The 18,010-nt window shown below is 62.0% G+C and carries 17 protein-coding genes; 7 read left to right on the top strand and 10 right to left on the bottom strand.

All coding sequences use genetic code 11. The features are described from left to right. The first annotated feature begins 25 nt into the window (after nucleotides 1–25). The 6 genes from argC (at nucleotide 26) to RJ40_RS07390 (ending at nucleotide 7,381) form a co-directional block, all read left to right on the top strand. Entirely contained in the window at nucleotides 26–1,012 is a 987-nt protein-coding gene (gene argC / locus RJ40_RS07415; RefSeq protein WP_265580220.1) for an N-acetyl-gamma-glutamyl-phosphate reductase, read from the top strand. A gap of 19 nt (nucleotides 1,013–1,031) precedes the next feature. Beyond that, nucleotides 1,032–1,520, top strand: a complete 489-nt coding sequence (locus RJ40_RS07410) for a CBS domain-containing protein (RefSeq protein ID WP_265582628.1) — start codon at nucleotides 1,032–1,034, stop codon at nucleotides 1,518–1,520. After that, entirely contained in the window at nucleotides 1,517–2,668 is a 1,152-nt protein-coding gene (gene argJ, locus RJ40_RS07405; RefSeq protein ID WP_265580219.1) for a bifunctional ornithine acetyltransferase/N-acetylglutamate synthase, read from the top strand. Before RJ40_RS07410 ends, argJ begins: the two co-directional genes overlap by 4 nt. Next, on the top strand, nucleotides 2,665–3,534 hold the full coding sequence (argB, locus tag RJ40_RS07400) for an acetylglutamate kinase (RefSeq protein WP_265580218.1): 870 nt from the start codon (nucleotides 2,665–2,667) through the stop codon (nucleotides 3,532–3,534). Before argJ ends, argB begins: the two co-directional genes overlap by 4 nt. Before the next feature lie 128 nt (nucleotides 3,535–3,662). Continuing rightward, nucleotides 3,663–6,323 carry a cation-translocating P-type ATPase gene (locus RJ40_RS07395; protein ID WP_265580217.1) on the top strand — a complete coding sequence of 887 codons (2,661 nt, stop codon included), beginning with the start codon at nucleotides 3,663–3,665 and terminating at the stop codon, nucleotides 6,321–6,323. A gap of 128 nt (nucleotides 6,324–6,451) precedes the next feature. Further along, complete coding sequence (locus RJ40_RS07390; RefSeq protein ID WP_265580216.1) at nucleotides 6,452–7,381, top strand: cation diffusion facilitator family transporter; 930 nt, start codon at nucleotides 6,452–6,454, stop codon at nucleotides 7,379–7,381. Between the two features lie 442 nt (nucleotides 7,382–7,823). Here RJ40_RS07390 and RJ40_RS07385 read toward each other — a convergent pair whose 3' ends face one another. The 8 genes from RJ40_RS07385 to RJ40_RS07350 all read right to left on the bottom strand — a co-directional run bounded on the left by RJ40_RS07385 (nucleotide 7,824) and on the right by RJ40_RS07350 (nucleotide 15,767). Next, nucleotides 7,824–8,141 (bottom strand): DUF2769 domain-containing protein, encoded by a 318-nt coding sequence (locus RJ40_RS07385; RefSeq protein ID WP_265580215.1) that lies wholly within the window; start codon nucleotides 8,139–8,141, stop codon nucleotides 7,824–7,826. A gap of 94 nt (nucleotides 8,142–8,235) precedes the next feature. Then, entirely contained in the window at nucleotides 8,236–8,703 is a 468-nt protein-coding gene (locus RJ40_RS07380) for a chemotaxis protein CheW (protein ID WP_265580214.1), read from the bottom strand. A gap of 17 nt (nucleotides 8,704–8,720) precedes the next feature. Then, the gene (locus RJ40_RS07375; RefSeq protein WP_265580213.1) at nucleotides 8,721–10,853 is read right to left on the bottom strand and encodes a methyl-accepting chemotaxis protein; all 2,133 of its coding nucleotides are present in this window, start codon (nucleotides 10,851–10,853) and stop codon (nucleotides 8,721–8,723) included. A gap of 367 nt (nucleotides 10,854–11,220) precedes the next feature. Next, nucleotides 11,221–12,411, bottom strand: coding sequence for a DUF362 domain-containing protein (locus tag RJ40_RS07370; protein ID WP_265580212.1), 1,191 nt, complete (start codon nucleotides 12,409–12,411; stop codon nucleotides 11,221–11,223). Nucleotides 12,412–13,016: 605 nt separating this feature from the next. After that, nucleotides 13,017–13,262: a 4Fe-4S binding protein gene (locus tag RJ40_RS07365; protein ID WP_265580211.1), complete on the bottom strand. Its 246-nt coding sequence runs from the start codon at nucleotides 13,260–13,262 to the stop codon at nucleotides 13,017–13,019. Next, nucleotides 13,259–13,786, bottom strand: a complete 528-nt coding sequence (locus RJ40_RS07360) for a 2-oxoacid:acceptor oxidoreductase family protein (RefSeq protein ID WP_265580210.1) — start codon at nucleotides 13,784–13,786, stop codon at nucleotides 13,259–13,261. The genes RJ40_RS07365 and RJ40_RS07360 overlap by 4 nt, the downstream gene beginning before the upstream one ends. Continuing rightward, nucleotides 13,786–14,892 carry a transketolase C-terminal domain-containing protein gene (locus RJ40_RS07355; protein ID WP_265580208.1) on the bottom strand — a complete coding sequence of 369 codons (1,107 nt, stop codon included), beginning with the start codon at nucleotides 14,890–14,892 and terminating at the stop codon, nucleotides 13,786–13,788. Before RJ40_RS07355 ends, RJ40_RS07360 begins: the two co-directional genes overlap by 1 nt. After that, nucleotides 14,886–15,767: a thiamine pyrophosphate-dependent enzyme gene (locus tag RJ40_RS07350; RefSeq protein ID WP_265582627.1), complete on the bottom strand. Its 882-nt coding sequence runs from the start codon at nucleotides 15,765–15,767 to the stop codon at nucleotides 14,886–14,888. The genes RJ40_RS07355 and RJ40_RS07350 overlap by 7 nt, the downstream gene beginning before the upstream one ends. Before the next feature lie 193 nt (nucleotides 15,768–15,960). Between RJ40_RS07350 and RJ40_RS07345 the strand changes: the two genes are divergently transcribed. Then, nucleotides 15,961–16,560, top strand: coding sequence for a hypothetical protein (locus RJ40_RS07345; protein ID WP_265580207.1), 600 nt, complete (start codon nucleotides 15,961–15,963; stop codon nucleotides 16,558–16,560). On the opposite strand, the gene truA is transcribed toward RJ40_RS07345, so the two are convergent. Both truA and RJ40_RS07335 read right to left on the bottom strand, forming a co-directional pair. Further along, the gene (truA, locus tag RJ40_RS07340; protein ID WP_265580206.1) at nucleotides 16,492–17,334 is read right to left on the bottom strand and encodes a tRNA pseudouridine(38-40) synthase TruA; all 843 of its coding nucleotides are present in this window, start codon (nucleotides 17,332–17,334) and stop codon (nucleotides 16,492–16,494) included. The two genes, RJ40_RS07345 and truA, sit on opposite strands and share 69 nt — an antisense overlap. Next, nucleotides 17,331–17,996: a PHP domain-containing protein gene (locus RJ40_RS07335; RefSeq protein ID WP_265580205.1), complete on the bottom strand. Its 666-nt coding sequence runs from the start codon at nucleotides 17,994–17,996 to the stop codon at nucleotides 17,331–17,333. The genes truA and RJ40_RS07335 overlap by 4 nt, the downstream gene beginning before the upstream one ends. Between the last annotated feature and the right edge of the window lie 14 nt (nucleotides 17,997–18,010).

Raw genomic sequence — 18,010 nt, 5'->3', positions numbered from 1 at the left:
TTTTTCCTCCGGTATATTGTCCTGTATGGATGTTGCTATCGTCGGGGCATCGGGCTATACCGGGGGCGAGTTGTTCCGCCTCCTTCAGGGCCACTCCTCGGCCGAGGTGGTCGCCGCCACCTCCCGGAAAGAGGAGGGCCGGCCGGTCGCCGCGGTCCACCCCCATCTCAAAGGATACACTGACCTCGCCTTCACCAACCCCGCAGTCGAAGATATCGATGCCGACGTCGCCTTTCTTGCGGTGCCGCACACCGCCGCTATGCACTATGCCGGCGGATTCCTTGAGCGGGGCATGAAGGTCGTCGACCTCTCCGCCGACTACCGCCTGCCGCGGGATGTCTATGAAAAGGTCTACGGGGTCACTCATACCGACTACTTCGAGGCGCCGTACGGCCTCCCCGAACTCCACCGGGAAGAGGTGAAGGGGAAGCAATTTGTCTCGAACCCCGGGTGTTTCCCGACCGGGGCCACCCTTGCGTCGGCGCCGCTTGCGTCCGGTGCACGCTATGTGATCTATGACTCGAAGACCGGCGTCTCGGGCTCGGGGGTCAACCCCTCCCCGACCACCCACTATCCCAATGTAGCCGACGGCGTGATGCCGTACAAGTTGACCGGCCACCGCCACCTCGCCGAGATGGAACAGGAACTCGGCCGCCTCGGCTCGAAGGCGCGCTGTTTCTTCACCCCGCACCTCGTGCCGGTGAACCGCGGGATCCTCACCACCGCCCATATCATCATGGACGATCCCATGACCCAGGAGGAGGTGGAGGCGCGGTACCAGGAGTTCTACAAAGACGAGTTCTTCGTCCGTCTCCAGAAACCCTCCCTCGGTGCGGTGCGCGGGAGCAACTTCTGCGACATCTGGTTTGAGGCGCGGGACGAGCGGGTCGTCGTCGTCTCGGCGATCGACAACCTTGTCAAAGGCGCTGCAGGACAGGCAATCCAGAATATGAATATCATCTGCGGGTTCGCGGAGAACGACGGACTTATGACCCCGCCCTGCATGCCATAATGAGGAGGAGATGGAGACCATGAAAGTCAGGGAGATCATGACAGGGGGGCCGGTGACTGTCCGGGCCGACGCAACGGTCAGGGAGGCAGCGGCCCTGTTGCGTAAGCACGATGTGGGAGGCCTGCCGGTGATGGACGGAGAGGAACTGGTCGGGGTGATCACCGAGGCCGATGTCCTCTCGCTCCTCAAGACCGGAGAACTCTCAGAAGATCTCTGGCTCCCCTCCCCCCTTGAGTTCATCGAGGTTCCGATCAGGGAGATGATCAACTGGGAGAGGACCCGGGCGGCCCTCTCAGACATTGGAAAGACCCCGGTCCGCCGGGTGATGTCGATGCCGCCGGTCACCATCGGCCCTGATGCCGGGATCGAGGAGGCAGCGGGACTGATGCTGCGGGAAGGGATCGCCCGCCTGCCGGTCGTTGAGGAAGGGCGGCTGATCGGGATCATCGCCCGCCGTGATATCGTCCAGGGGCTTGGTGTCTCGTACGAGGAGAGTGAAGAGTCGTGAGGAGTATCTGCGCAGTCCGGGGCGTCGAAGCCGCCGGGATGAAGGAGGGGAAGTACGGGCTTGCGGTGATCAGGGCGAGCGGCACGGCCGCGGCGACCTCCACCTCCAACCTGGTCGCTGCCGCTCCGGTTCTGTTGATGCGTGAGGCGATCAAGGCCGGTCGCCTCGACGCCATCGTCGTGAACTCCGGGTGTGCGAATGCCTATACCGGCGAGCGCGGGCTTGCCGACGCCGCCGAGATGCGCCGTATCGCCGGCGCATCCCTTGGCCTGGAGCCTGAGCGGATCGGGGTGGCGAGCACCGGGGTGATCGGGCGGTACCTCGACCTCGACCTGATCGGTCGGCAGTGTGCGGAGGTCGTCCCACATCTCGCCCACTCTGAGGAGGGCGAGACCGCCGCCGCGAGGTCGATCATGACCACCGACCTCGCCGAGAAGCATGCCCTCGTGGAGGCCGACGGGTTTACGGTCGCCGGGATCTGCAAAGGAAGCGGGATGATCGCCCCGAACATGGGAACGATGCTTGCCTTCATCTACACCGACGCCGAGATCGGGGCTGAAGATCTCCGGGCGTCACTCCGCTCGGCGGTGCGCCGGAGTTTCAACCGCGTCGTGGTCGACGGGGACGAGAGCACCAATGACTCGGCCTTCTGCACGGCCACCGGCGAGGCCGGGCCGGTGCCGCGGGCGGCGTTCGACGCGGCGCTTGAGGCGTGCTGCATCTCCCTGGCCAAACAGATCGCCGCGGACGGCGAGGGCGCGACCAAACTTCTTGAGGTGCAGGTCGTCGGCGCCCCCGACGAGGCGGCGGCAGAGGCGGTGGCCAGGACGGTCGTGGCCTCGCCGCTTGTCAAGACGGCGGTGTACGGTGAGGATCCGAACTGGGGCCGGGTGATCGCGGCGGCCGGGCGGGCCGGCGTCGGGTTCGACCCCGACCTCGTCTCCCTCACCATCGGCGAGGGACCGACGCTGACCGAACTTGTCAGGGACGGGACGATCGTCTCCGACCTGGTGCGTGCCAAGGAGGCGATGCACGGGAAGCGGGTCGTCTTCTCCCTCGACCTTGCGGCCGGCGAGGGTTCGGCAGTCGCGTGGGGGTGCGACCTGACCGAGAACTATGTCGAGATCAACGGGAAGTATACAACATGAGGCGTGAAGAAGTCCTGATGGAGGCCCTGCCCTATATCCAGCAGTTTCATGGCAGGACCATCGTGATCAAACTCGGCGGGCATGCCATGGTCGATCCTGATACCCTGGAGAACGCGATCCGCGACATCGTCCTCCTCCACTATGTGGGGATGAAGGTCGTCGTCGTGCATGGCGGTGGCCCCGAGATCACCGAGAAGATGCGGGCCATGGGCAAGGAACCCGAGTTTGTCGGGGGCCTGCGGATCACCGATGCCGAGACCCTTGAGATCGCCCAGATGGTCCTGGTCGGCAAGATCAACAAGGGTATCGTCTCGCTCATCGCCCGCGAGGGGGATCGGGCCGTCGGGATCTCGGGCAACGACGGCAACATAATTCTCGCCAGAAAGATCAGCGCCCAGATGGTGCGGATCGGTGATGAGGAGCGTGAGGTCGATCTCGGCTATGTCGGGGAGATCGAGGGGATCAACCCGGCGCTGCTCACCACCCTCCTGGAGACCGGATACATCACGGTCATGGCCCCGATCGCGATCGACCGGGCCGGTCGGAACCTGAACATCAACGCCGATACGGCGGCAGGGGAGATCGCCGTCGCGCTCGGCGCCTTCAAACTCGTCAACCTCACCGATGTCGACGGCGTGATGGACCGGGAGCGGACCCAGGTCTTCCGCCGTCTGCGGGCCGTGGAGACCGAGGAACTGATGGCCGACGGGACCATCTCGGGCGGGATGATCCCCAAGATCGAGTCCTGCGTGAGGGCCGTGAAGGGCGGGGTGCCGTATGCCCATGTGGTCAACGGCAACAAGACGCACAGCATCCTCCTCGAACTCTTCACCGACGCCGGCGTCGGGACGATGATCACCGAATAATTGGTGTTCAGGGGTATCCTGCCCCCTCTTTTCTCCGGGCAATGGAGTTCGGATCTGTTGAATGGCCCTGCATTCCCGCAAGGGCGATATAGTTGACCGACCGATACTCGGCGCGGGGGTGGACGGCAATGCCTGCGGACGGGGCCGAGCCTCTCTGGCACGCCCTGCCGGACGAGGAGGTGCTTGCTGCGATCGGTTCGTCACCTCCGGGTCTCACCGCCGCCGAGGCCGCGGCACGCCTCTCGGTCTATGGAAAAAACGCTCTCCCCACGCGAAAACCACCGTCAGTCTTCCAGGTCTTTCTCCGTCAGTTCAAGAGTCCGCTCATCTTCATCCTGATCGTGGCCGGCGTCCTCTCCCTGCTGATCGGGGAGTCTACCGATGCTCTCTTTATCTTCGCGGTCATTTTCCTCAATGCTATCCTCGGAATGGTGCAGGAGTGGAAGGCGGAACAGAGTGCGGCGGCACTCAGGGCACTCCTCAGGATCGCCGCCCGTGTCAGGCGGGACGGGGCGGAGATGGGGGTGCCGGCCGAAGAGGTGGTGCCGGGTGACATCGTCCTCCTGGAACCAGGGAGCCGCGTCCCTGCCGATCTCAGGATCTTTCGGGAGAACACCCTCTCGATAGACGAGTCCCTCCTCAGCGGGGAATCAGTCCCTGCCGGGAAGGTCACCGGTACGGTCGATGCCGATACGCCCCTGATGGGCCGCAAAAACATGGCCTATGCAGGGTCCACCGTCATCTCGGGCCGGGGGTGCGGGGTGGTGATCGCCACCGGCAGAGGGACCGAGGTCGGGAAGATCGCAACAAGCATCTCGGCGATGGAGGTGACAAAGCCCCCCCTCCTCATCAGGATAGAGGAGTTCTCCAGATGGGTGGGAGTGCTCGTCGTCGGAGCGAGTGCGTTCCTCGCAGTGGCCGCCCTCCTCCGGGGTATCCCGGCGGTCGAGGTCTTCTTCATGGCCGTCGCCCTCGCCGTCTCGGCGATTCCAGAGGGTCTGCCGGTGGCGATCACTGTCGCTCTCTCCCTGGGGGTCAGCAGGATCGCCAGGCGAAATGTCGTGGTCAGGAATCTCGCTGCGGTCGAGGGGCTTGGGAGTTGCACCTGCATCGCAAGCGACAAGACCGGGACGCTCACTGTCAACGAGCAGACCCTGACTCTCATCGTGCTCCCTGACGAGGGCCGGTACACGGTCCTCGGTGAGGGGTACCGCGGGGAGGGGAGGGTGACCGACGCCGACGGTCTGCCGCCGGAAGAAAAAGAATTCTTGCGTCTGCAGGAGATGGTCGGGGCTGCGATGCTCTGCAACGAGGCAGTGCTGGAGCGAAAAGGCGGTGAGTGGGCGCACTACGGAGACTCCATCGATGTGGCATTCCTTGCCTGCGGCTACAAACTTGGTCTCTCCCCCGAGACGGTGCAGGGCGAGGTGTCGCTCCTCGCCGAGATTCCTTTCGAGCCCGAGCGCCGGTATGCGGCGACCTTCTATCGGGAAGACGGCTCGGTCAGGGTCGCCTTCAAGGGTGCGCCCGAGGTGGTGATCCCGAGGTGCCCGTCGGCCCCCGGGGATGCGGCGGAAGTGGCGGCCCACCTGGCTGCCGCAGGGTACCGGGTCATCGGTGTGGCGAACGGCGAGATCACCGGGGGTGTGGACACTCCCTTTGACGAGGAGGACATCCCGCCTCTCACCTTCCTCGGCCTCGCCTGTTTTATCGACCCGCTCAGGCACGACGCCGCGGCGGCGGTGAAGACCTCCCGGCAGGCCGGGATCCGGGTGATCATGGTCACCGGCGACCACCCGGCGACGGCTCTGGCGATCGCCCGAAACCTCGGCATCGCCTCCTCGGAGGCGGACCTCGTCACCGGTGAGGATCTCGACGAGGCCGGAGAACCTGATGGCGATCACTACCGTGACCTGGTCAGGATCGGACAGGTCTTCTCGCGGGTCGCCCCACTCCAGAAGTCCGAGATCGTGGCCGCCCTCCAGGGGGCCGGGCACTTCGTCGCGGTGACTGGCGATGGTGCGAACGACGCCCCGGCCCTGAGGCGTGCGAACATCGGGGTGGCGATGGGGTCAGGCACCGACCTGGCAAAGGACACCGCTTCGATCATCATCACCGACGACGCCTTCTCCTCGATCGTGACCGGGATCGAGGGGGGTCGTGGCACCTATGACAATATCAGAAAGGTCACCTATCTCCTCATCTCGACCGGCGCCGCCGAGGTGCTCCTCTTTACGCTCGCTCTCCTTGCCGGCCTCTCCATCCCGCTCCTCGCGGTGCAACTCCTCTGGCTTAACCTGGTGACGAACGGGATTCAGGACGTCGCCCTCGCCTTCGAGGCGGGGGAACCAGACGTGATGGGACGGAGGCCCAGGCCGCCTGAAGAGGGGATCTTCAACCGCCAGATGGTGGAACAGACCCTGGTCTCGGGGGGATATATCGGGGTGACAGCCTTCCTCCTCTGGGCCTGGCTGCTCTCGGCAGGGTGGACGGACGAGGCCGCACGAAATGTTCTCCTCCTCTTTATGGTTTTCATGGAGAACGCCCACGCCTTCAACTGCCGTTCTGAGCGCCGGTCGATCTTGCGGGTGCCTCTCACTGCAAACCCCCTCCTGGTCGTCGGCGTGGTCGCGGCGCAGGGCATACACCTCCTTGCGATGCAGACGCCCTTCATGCAAAGTGTCCTCGGCGTCGCGCCGGTCTCCCTCTCGATCTGGCTCTCCCTGCTTGCCGTCGCCGTATCCCTTGTCCTGGTGATGGAGGGCTACAAGCACTGGAGGAGATGGTGAGCCCGGCCACGCGGGATGGCGATCACAACCCCTATCCCGCTCAAGCGCAAATCATAAAAGTTATCGATGGGTGATCTTCCGCCCTTCATGGTGATATCATTCGGGAAGATACGGGTTCTGTGGATCTGGTGAAGCAGAAGACTGCACGTCTCTCGGTAATCTCGAATACCCTTCTCGTGGCGATGAAACTCGCCGTTGGGTGTGCGATCGGATCGGTCAGCATCATCTCCGAGGCGATTCATTCGGGGATCGACCTTGTAGCCTCGGGTATCGCCTTTTTGTCGGTGAAAAAAGCGTCGGAGCCTGCCGACGCCTGTCACCGTTTCGGTCACGGCAAATTTGAGGACTTTTCAGGGTTTATCGAGGCGATCCTCATCTTTGTGGCGGCCCTTATGATCATCAGGGAAGCGGCGGGCACCCTCATCGCCGGTGGCGGGGGGCTTGCCATGGAGGCCCTCGGGTTCGGCATGGCTGTGATGCTCCTCTCTGCCGGCGTGAACTGGTATGTATCCTCCCGCCTGATGCGGGTGGCGAAGGAGACCGGGTCGATCGCGCTCGAAAGCGATGCCTGGCACCTGCGAACCGATGTGTACTCTTCCCTTGCCATGTTTGCCGGGCTCGTGGCTATCAGGCTCACCGGCCTCGTCGTCCTCGACGCTGTTTTCGCTCTCGGCGTTGCGGTGATGATCATGAAGGCGGCCTGTGACCTGACCGGCCGGGCCTTCTCTGATCTCACCGACCATGCTCTCCCGCTTGAGGAAGAGGAGAGAATCAGGCGGATCATCTGTGACCACTCCTCAGATATCGTCGATTTCCACGCACTCAGAACTCGGCGTGCCGGATCAGAGCGTTTCATCGATCTCCACCTTGTCGTCTCACAGGACGACAGTCTCCAGATGGCCTTCGACCTTGTGAAACATATCGAGGCCGACATCAGGTGTGCGTTCCCCGGTGCGAACGTGACGATCCGGGTCGAGCCCTGTGCCCGACAGTGCTCGGCCTGCTCCTCCTTCTGCCAGACCGGGGAGCAGGAGGCAGGTCGGCGGCACCGGATCTGAAGACTGAAAATATGGCTCTGTTGAATCAGACATGAACCCCGGCCTCAAGCATACGCGATTGAACATTGTTTTGAGTAGTGTTTCGAGGTGTGGAGGATCCTTGATCCCTCTCTCAGCAAAGAAGGCGAGAAGGGCACCACTTAACCGCCGCCTCCCGGCGAGAGGCGGCAGGTTCAGATCGGTCTTTTGGGGCGGCCCTTCTGATCGACGTGCCTTCCCGCACGAATCGTGCCGGGGGCGCTGTCCCCGGACTCCAGGGATGAAGATTGGGGTGACCGTTCAGAGGGTGTTCTTGTTCTCTGCCCCCCCGGTCCGTGCGGGGAATCGGGGGGCCGGCCACTCCCGCAACGAGATCAATCCGGAAGGGTTTAACAGAGATTTCACTCACAAGAAACAGTGAGGAGCCAACTTTTTTTGAGAAAAAAATCAGGAAGATGGTCTTTCAGACCATCTTCGTCCCCCAGACGGTGTGCTCGTACCGCTGCGCCTTCTCGGCCCCGCGGGTGCAGAAGAAGGTGTACTTCAGCCCCATCTCCTTTGGGACCGGGCAGGTGGGACAGATGCAACTCTTCTCATCGCTGATGCACATGAAACTTTTTCCGGAACTGCAGAAGAGGGACTCGTTTCCCTCCTTAGCACACCGGTTGTACGACGGACATCCCTGGCAGACGCACATCGATTTCAACTTCTCAACCGCCGCCTGAACTTCTTCAGGGGCCATATTCTTCATCGCCCGGACTTTCTCCTCAAAGGTGTCCATACGTCTCCCCCGGTTGAGAGACTGTCGGTACGGTATATATGGTTTTCCGGGGTCCGGTAGATCTGAGATTGTGGTGCGTGCTGGTGCCGGTCGTTCAGAAGCATTCGAGGTCTTCGAGGGCCTTCTTTATATCTATCCAGATGATGAGGTCGCCTCCGACCCCTCCTTCGTCTGTCGTCGTGCCGGCCCTTATGATCCCCTTCACATAGGCCTCGCGGCAGAGCGAGGAATCCATCGCCTCGATGTCTTTCTCTGCAACCTGCATCACCGAGTGGACATCATCGACGATCATTCCGATGTTGGACCCGCCGGTGACATCGGGGACGAGGACGATGATCTTCTTGTTCTGGACAGTCTGGTGTTCAGGGATCTGGAGGAGGGTGCCGAGGTCGATGATATTGGTAACCTCGCCCCTGAGGTTGATCACCCCGGAGATGTGGGATGGTGCCCGAGGCACCGGGGTGACCGGCAGCATCTCCACGATCTCACGGGCAAGGAGGATGTCGAGGGCATACCGTGTGCCCCCGAGTTCAAATGCCACGATATCGATGGTCTCTCCCATGCCATTCACCTCCTTTATCAGACCTTGAACTTCTTCATCTCATCAGCCAGATCACTTGCCAGCCTGTTGAGCTCGTGGACCGCGCTCCCGATCTCCTCGGTGGAGGCGCTTGTCTCTTCAGCGAGGGCGGCAAGATCTTCGACCTGATTAAGGCTCTCCCGCGTCATCGCCGTCCCGTCCTCGACGATCTGGACGACGGTGTTGGTGGTGTTTGCCTGGTCCTCGATAGCCCGGGCGATCTCGCCCATGTCATGGGTCACGGCGACTGCGCCCTCCACGATCTCGTTGAGGGCGAGGATGGCGTTGTTCACGCTCTGGACGCTTGCGGTGATCTCGTTGTTTGCCGAGCTGATCGCCGTGGCCGTCTTCTCGCTCTTCGCCTGGATGGATGAGATGAGGTTCTCGATGTCGTTGGTAGCCTTCTTCGACTCGCCGGCGAGGTTTCTCACCTCCCCTGCAACGACGGCAAAGCCGCGGCCGTGTTCTCCTGCCCGTGCCGCCTCGATCGCGGCGTTGAGGGCCAGCAGGTTGGTCTGGTTGGAGATGTCGGTGATCAACTTGACGATCTTATCGATCTCGTGCATCTCGTTGTTGAGCTGGGTGATGTCCTCCACGCTCTCGTGAGCAATCTTTTCGACGACTCCGATCTTCTCGTTGGCCTCCCTTCCGAGTTCCTGGGTGTCGCGCCCTTTCTGGGCCACCAGATCGGCGCGGCTGAGGATCTCCTGGGAGGTGCTTGCAACTTCCTCGTTGGAGGCGGAGAGATCGCTGATCCGCCGGCTGACATCCTCCATCTTGGTGAGGGTCGTCTTGTTCAGGTCGGCGCACTGCTGGCTGGTGTTTGCCACCTGTTCGGCGGCCTTGGCGATCTGGTCCCCGCCCTTGCTCGCCTCAAGGGTGCCGTACTGGACCTGTTCTGCTGCTTCCTGGACTTTCCTGAAGACGGCGTTCCCTTTGACGATGATCTGATTGAGTGAATCTTTGAAGCGCTTGAAGTCGCCTGAAACCCGGATGTCCTCAGAGAACGGCCTGGTATAATCTCCCTCTGCAAGGGCGGCGGCGATATTCATCCCTTCGTCGAGCGGCTGGACGACGACGTCGAAAAGACGGTTGACCCCGCTCACGGCTTCGGCAAAGGAGCCCTTGTGGCGCGTGACGTCGGCCCTGACCGAGAGGTTCCCTGCTGCTCCGGCTTCTGCGAGCCGCTCGGTATCCTCGACAAGAGCGGTGAGGCTCTCCTCCATGGTGATGAGTGCCGGCAGAATCTGATCATTCTCTGACCGTTTGCCGACTTTCTTGAGGGCGTCGAGGTCTGAGAGGTTGCCTTCGGCGATGTGAGCGCTTACATTCTGCACGACGAGGAGGCGGTCGATGACGGTGTTGATCTCTGCGGCGATGTCGGCGTAGATGCCGTTGAAGTCCCCCTCGACCCGCTGGGTGTAGTCGTTCAGGGTCATCCGCTTCAGCACGGCATTGGCGCTGGAAAGGGCTGAGAGCTCATCGATGCAGCGATTGATGTCGTCGATGAGGATTTTGAAGTCGCCCTCGTATTCACCGTTGATTCTCTCCGGGATCTTACCTCTTCCGATCTCCTGGATGACGGTTGCGGCGATCTGGAAGGGTTCGGTGACAGCATCGAGGAGAGTATTGACATTCTCCGCGATCTCGAGGAAGTCGCCTTCGGCATCGAGGCTTGCCCTGACCGAGAGGTTGCCCTGTTGTGCCTCTTCGCCGACCTCAAGGAGGTTTCTGGCCGCTCTGACCTGTGTCGTGACGTCCTGGATGAATTCGACGGCTCCGATGATCTGTCCGGACTCGTCTTTCAGCGGTGCTCCACTGCAATCGATCCAGCATCCGCCGGTGAGTTCTGTCCTCGCAGTCTCGGTCTGCCCGCTCTTCATGGCATTTCTGCAGGGACATGCTTCAGAGTTGCAGAGGTTGTTCCTGAAGATGGCATGGCAGGGTTTCCCGATGCAGTCTTCTGCCCGTACTCCGATCAGGTCGGCTGCGGCCTGGTTAAGGTAGAGGATACGGTACTCGGGGTCAATGACCTGGATGGGTGCGGGGGCCTGGTCCATCCCTTTCAGGATCACCCTGGTTATGGTGGCCTCGTCCTGAGACCTTTCAATAATGTTTTCGTGATCTGGCATGGTCGTCTCCTGTCTGGTGTGTGGGGGGAGTGCGGCCGGTCGCTCTCTGTCAGGTCCCATGGATTGCCGCCCCTGGGTGCCGAGACCATGGGTGAGAGGTTCTTCCTCTGTGCCCGGGTGTAGGTCCTGGGTGGATGATCATCTCCATGCAATGATATATATTCTATTCTATTTGATCTACTGGTGTTACGGGATTATTATATCATTTTAAATGAATAATTTCTGCATTCTTCCTCTCATGGTGGAATTCTGGGTCTTTTGGGTGCCCGGTATGGCGAAAGAGAATTTAAAAAATAGTTTTTCTGAATTATGTGCCTATATTTTGGCTAAAAATTGATTTGGGGGATATTTTCGCGGGGATAAAGGATCATGGCAGGAACCTTGAGACGAACCTGGATAGGGGGCCCTGCTTCAGATCGATCGCCCCTTCCTCACACATCTCGTGGCAGCAATAGCATCGGATGCATCTCTCCTCCTCAACCACGGCCCTTCCGTTCTCAAGGGCGATGGCATTCACCGGGCAGGTGAGGACGCACCGCCCGCACCCGGTGCAGCGTGCAGGGTCGGGGAGAGGCAGGGGCCTGGTGAGCGTCCCGCGTCCCTGCATGAAGCGGAGCACCTGCCTGTTGAGGAAGGAGACGGCAGGGGCTGCCGGGTGGGTGGAGGGGTGCCTGAAGTCAGGGACGGCCACCGCCGCCTCGTCGTCGCCGACCACCTTGATCTCATCGAAGTTTGGGCTCACCCATCCCCGGCCGACCGCTGCGTTGATCGTCGGGAGTGTGGCCGGGTCCATTCCCATCAATCGCGCCGTGACGATGTCGACGGCCGTGGGATCGGGAGAGGCGAGGACGGCACCGATCGGTCTTGGCGATCCCGACATCGGGCCGTCGCCCTCCATCCCGATGACGGCGTCCATCACATGGAGGACCGGGACGACACAGGTGTTGAGGTCGAGGAGCATCTCGGCGAAATGTTCCGTCTGCCTGAACCGTGCATGAAAAACCGGTTTCTCAAGGCCGGGGACGACGCCGAAGAGGTTCTTGACGGCGCCGGAGTAGGTGGTGAAGAGGTGGGTCTTCGCCTTGGAGACGACAACGATGGCGTCGGCGTTGAGTGCCTCGTCGATGATCGAGAAGCGCTTCATCACCTTCCCCTCTGGACAGGAAACTTCCTGAGACGAGGTGTCGGTGCTCAGGCTCACCCCCGGATACGCCGCGGCCGCGGTGAACCCGGCCGTCTCGTAGGCATGTTCCAGGTTGCGTCTCGTATAGCGCGTCCCGGCCCCCGGAGAATCGGCGATGATCACCGTACATCCATGGGCCGAGAGGAGGCGGGCGACCGCGCAGACCACTGCCGGGTGGGTGGTGACTGCACGCTCAGGCCCCGCTCCCATCAGGAGGTTGGGCTTGAGGAGCACCCGGCTTCCCGGTTTGATATATCTCCCGATCCCGCCGATGAGATCGACGGCTCTTTCGACGGACCGAAAGACCTCCTCTTCGTCATATCGACGGCAGTGGACGAGAGCGACCTCCCGCCGCGTGCTGTTTGCCCGGATCATCGTATCTCTCTGGTCTCTCTGCCTGAGTCAAAAGGGTATGCACGGGTGACGTGGGGACTCCGGGGGATTGAGGGGGCCGCCCCCTCGAAGAATCTTCATCGCTGTCTCGCGCCGGGGGGCCTTGCCCCCCGGCCCCAGGACGAAGACAGGATGGGGGCGGCAGGGCGATCAATTTCTGGCCGCCCCCGCTCCCCCCGCCTGACTGATAGGACCGGGGCGACAACCCCACCTTCAGGAGCATCTATGATGCCTTCCCGACCCTATCTTCATCCCGGGGGTCCGGGGGCAGCGCCCCCGGCGCGATTGATGTGGGAAGGCGTGATGATCGGATGTGCCGCCCCCATTACAGATATTTTCCAGATGTCTCGCGCCGGGGGGCGGGTGCCCCTCGGGCCCCCCACGGACAGAGGATAGGCGGGAGCGGCAAGGCCGAGAGATTTCTGACCGTTGCCCTGTCTCAAGGACGGGGGATCATGGATTGATCCTTCCGCACCCTGGGGGACTGCGATATAGATTTTCATCCGGTATGCTTGAAGCGGGCGCTCGGTTCATGCCCGATTCTACAGAGCCGAAAAAAGAAAAGGGGCCGACGCCCCCGAATGCAGTTACTTCTCTTCCCTGACCATCGTGATGGCCTTCTTCGGGCAGACATCCGCGCAGATCCCGCAGCCCTTGCAGAAGTCCAGGTCGATGTTCAGTTCCTCGTCGATGACCGCGTCGGGGCAGTGGATCTCGCAGATACCGCACTGGTTGCACTTCTCCCTGTCCACGACCGGGCGGAAGACCCGCCACGACCCGGTGAGCCCGCATGCGCCCTTCTTCGGTCTGCTCAGTGCAAGCCGTTCTCTCATATGACCAACTCCTCGTAGGCGGCCTCAGCCACCTTCACGTTCCGTTCGTCCGCGAACATCTCCCGGATCGCCTGCCTGACCGACTCGACGGAGACGATCCCGAGTTTAGCCGCCGCACCCAGGAAGGGGGTGTTGACGATGGGCGTCCCCGCGATGGCGAGATCCTGGGCCAGGGCGATCCCGGTCAGGTCGACATGATAGGAGGCAAAGCCCGGGAACTCCTGGGGGTGCTCGCTGTTGACCACGACCTTGCCGCCCTCCTTGAGGCCGTGGAGGACGTCCACGGTCTCCATGACCGAGGCGTCCAGGACGACCACCATGTCGGGGTTGCGGATCTGCGAGTAGATCTTGATCGGCGCATCGTCGATCCGCACGAAGGAGACGACCGGTGCGCCCCGGCGCTCGGCGCCGTAGAAGGGACATGCGGTCGCGTGTTTCCCGTCCCTGAAGGCCGCAAGGGCAAGGAGACGGGCCGCGGTCACGCCGCCCTGTCCGCCGCGGGAATGTATCCGAATCTCGTACATTACTCGCTCACCCCGAACCACATCTCTTCACCGATCCGACGGTTCCGCACGAAGTCGGCGATATCGTCGTACGTGACCTCCTGCCCGCCGAGGCCGGCGATCACATTGTAGCACTCGATCCCGGTCTTCGCCTTGAGCGAAGCCGCCACGACCCCGCCGAAGCCGAACGAGTAATCGCGGTCGATGACCACGACCTCCCGTCCCTTCAGGTCGAGGTCGGGGAAAGGTCTGAACCAGCGCAGGCGCATCGAACCGGCCTTGACCCCTTCCTTGCGGAGAAGGTCGACGGCCACTTCGGCCTCCTTGCCGAGGGTGCCCATCGAGACGACGACGACCTCGGCATCCTCGCACAGGTATTCCTCGGCCGGACCGTACTTCCTGCCGAAACGCCTGGCAAACTCCTCCTCGGTCTCGCGGATCACGTCGCGGGCGTCCCGCATCGAGCGCTCGATATCCCACCTGAACCTGAAATAGTCGTCAGGCCCGGTCATCGGCCCGTAGCCCATCGGGTTCTTCACGTCGATCGCGTACGGGAGTCTGGTCGGCGGGATGAAGTCGCCGAGGTCGACGGTCTCCAGGGACTGCATGATATGCGAGAGGGTGAAGCCGTCGAGGTTGACCATCACCGGCAGGAGCACCCGCTCGTCCTCTGCGATCCTGAAGGCCATGAGCGTGGCGTCATAGGCCTCCTGCACGGTGCCCACGAAGACCTGGAGCCACCCGGTGTCGCGCTGGGAGAAGGCGTCGGTGTGCTCGGCCCAGGTGTTCCACCCCGGCCCCACCGCGCGGTTCACGTTTGCCATCACGATGGGCAGACGTGCGCCCGCAGCCCAGTGGAGCATCTCGTGCATGTACAGCAACCCGTGCGAACTCGTTGCCGTGAAAGTCCGCACGCCCGTGACCGAGGCCCCGATGCATGCCGCCATCGCCGAGTGCTCGCTCTCGACCGGGATATACTCGGTCTCGACCTCGCCGTTCGCGACATAGGAGGCGATCTGCTCGATGATCTCGGTCTGCGGGGTGATCGGATAGGCGGCGACGACCGACGGCCGGGCCTGCTTGACCGCCGCTGCGATGGCCTTGTTGCCGGTTGAGATCATCAACATATGCCTTCCTCCTCCTTCTTGATCCGTGCAAGATTCTTCTCGATGCTCTGCTGGAGCTCGGCGACGATCTCAGGCGTGGCCTTCTTGAACCGGCCCTGGGCGCGGATATACTCCTCGATCGGGTGCGGCTTTTTCAGCGCCGTCCTGGACGGACCGGAGACGGTGAGTTTGCCGTACTCGCGCTCGTACAGCACCCACGACCCGGTCTTGACGGCGAGTTTCCCGATCTCGATCGTCTTGTCGGAGTTGTACCGCCACCCCGGCGGACAGGGCGCCAGGATGTGGATGAACTTCGGCCCTTCGATCGAGAGTGCCTTCTTGACCTTCTTGTACAGGTCAAGCGGATAGGCGCTGCACGCGGTCGCCATGTACGGGGGATTGTGGGCGGCCACGATCTGGTCGAGATCTTTTTTCGTCTCGGTCTTCCCGGCCGGTGTGGTGGTGGTCAGGGCGCCAAGCGGCGTCGCACCGGAACGCTGCATCCCGGTGTTCCCGTAGGCCTCGTTGTCATAGCAGATGTACAGGAAATTGGTGCCGCGTTCGAATGCGCCCGAAAGCGCCTGTATCCCGATGTCGACCGTCCCGCCGTCTCCGGCATAGACGATGACGTTGGTCTTCTTCCCTGCACTCTTGAACGCCTTGCTCATACCTGAGGCACAGGCTGCAGCCGCTGCAAAGGCGATGTTGTACACCGGTACATTGAAGGAGGTGTTCGGATACATCCCCTGGATGACACTCGTGCAACATGCCGGGACGACCAGGACCGTGTCTGGCCCGGCCGCCTTCAGGACATAACGGAGGGACAGCGACGAACTACATCCGGCACAGGCCGCGGTGCAGGTCGTGATGTACTCCTCCTTTGGAATCTCAGAAATCGTACTCAACTCCTCACCAGTGATAGATGCTCATTATTGATCATTACATTTGTCGGTGTGTTCTTGTAGATTGCTGTGGATGCACATAGATTGGGTGCGCGCTGACTTGGGTTTGTTGGTCCGGCCCTCCCTCCTTTCCGGCATAATCCAGCACGCATAAATGGTGCAGAGACTCACTCTCCCGCGAGACACCATGACCGAAGAACATACCTACAATGACGCGGCGGACGGCATCGTCCCCCCGGCTGACTCTATCCAGCCGGACCGGTCAGAGCCGGTTGAGCAGCCAACAACATCTCCTCCGTCTCCCCCGGCCCCTGAGCAGAAAAAAATGAGCGGGAAGAAGAAGGCTGTTCTCGGGGTCTTCGGGCTGCTCCTGCTCCTTGCCGTTGCGGCCGCCTTCACCCTCCAGGTTGAGTTCGGGGATCCGACACCGGGTTCCACCTACCCGTACACGGTGACCTACAATGTCTGGTTCCCTGACGGCGAACCTGTCACAGTCGGGAACGTCAAGATGATGGTGCTCAGTTATGGGGATGAACTGATTCTCGATGTCAATGGCAACAGGGAAAAAATCGTTGTCGGCCAGGAGAGTGAAGTGGCAGAGCACCATGCCGGCATGAAGATCTTTGGCGTCACCCTTCTGTCCACCGACTTCAAGATGCTCATGAAGTATCAAGGGCTTGTTGAGGGAAAAGCGAATTTCTTCCTCACGGTCAAGACCTCACGGCAGATCCCTGAGTTCATCATCAACCTGCTCCTCCCCCGGGAGATCCAGGCTCAGCCCATGTAGGGTTGCACTCACTCTTTTTTTCAACGTGAACTCTCTTTCTCGCCTGATAAGAGCCCGTTCTGCCTTCGGTGATGGAGGGAGGGGAGTGAAGGGGAAGGGATATGCGACGTCCGCGAGGATCAGACCGCCCGACGGTGCGGCAGGGAGACGTCTCTCCCCCTCTCCCCTGAGGATCTCCTCGATCCATCCGGGGTTCTCGTCTCCCCGCCCGACCGCGGCGAGGGCCGAGGCCATGCACCGCACCATGTTCCAGAGAAAACTCTCCGCGGTCACCTCGAAGACACAGAAGTCGTCCTCATCAAAGACCCTGGCGGCATGCACCCGGCGCACCGGGTTGCGTTCGCTCCGTCTGGAGAGGAGGGTGAAGTCGTGCTCGCCGAGAAACGCCTCTGCCGCCAGGTCCATCAGGGCGGTGTCGCCAGGGTGCTCGTCGAAAAAGTAGCGGTATGTCCGGGCGGTCGCCTCCTTTCTCGGGCTGAACCAGTCATCGACCTCGGCCCATCCGGTGGTCCAGATGTCTGCCGGGAGTTCGTACCGCAGGGCGGCGACCGCTCGTTCGGGCTCGGCGGTGGTGAAGGCACAGACCTGCCCGGCGGCATGGACACCGCGGTCGGTCCTCCCGGCAAAGGAGAAGCGCGCCTCCCGTGGATCGTCGAAGAGTCCGAGTCTCCTGCAGACCTCGGCCACGTCCCCTTCGACGGTCCTGACCTCGGGCTGCACCTGGGAGCCGAAGAACTCATCGCCCCAGTAGCCGATCCTGAAGGCAAGCCTCATTTGGGTATCCTGGCCTTGATCTTCTTCCACGAACTCTTCAGGGACTGCCTGGTGTACGACTTGAGGGGGGTCATCCGCCCCCCCGCCGCGGTCCGCCCGGCCCGGATGGCTTCGAGGATGGAGGCCAGGTCGGGTTCGGCGTCGACGAGGGTGTAGCCGTAGCCGACAAACCTTGCCTGGTGGGCGTCGCTCCCGCCGACGCAGGGTTTGCCGAGGGATCGGGCGACCATGGCTGCCTTCCGGTTCGCGGTGCCTGTGATGTAGCGGCTGTTGAAGACCTCGATGGCGTCCACCAGGGACGGCCCGGCCTTCAGTTTCTGTCCGACGCCGTGGCGCCACATATGGTACGGGTGGGGAAGGATGAGGACGGCCCCCGCCTCCCGAGCGCGGTGGACGGCTTCGAAGAAGTCCATGCCTTTCGGGAAGGCCTCGGAGACGCCGAGCGCCAGGAGGTGCCCCTGTTTTGTCGAGATCTCGGTTCCGGGAATGACAATGACCGGACTTTTGTACGAGAGCGCAGCGAGCGCGCCCTCGACGGTGTCGTGGTCGGTGATCGCCACGGCGTCGAGCCCAACGGCCTCGGCCCGTCTGAGGATCTCCTCGATACTGCTCTCACCGTCGCGTGAATAGCGTGAGTGGACATGCAGGTCGCATCTCAGCATAAGATCATACCATT

The organism is Methanofollis aquaemaris, assembly GCF_017357525.1.
In the GTDB taxonomy this organism is placed as follows: Archaea; Halobacteriota; Methanomicrobia; order Methanomicrobiales; family Methanofollaceae; genus Methanofollis; species Methanofollis aquaemaris.
Note: the sequence above shows the minus strand (reverse complement) of the source record. Positions and strands in the feature narration are given on the sequence as shown.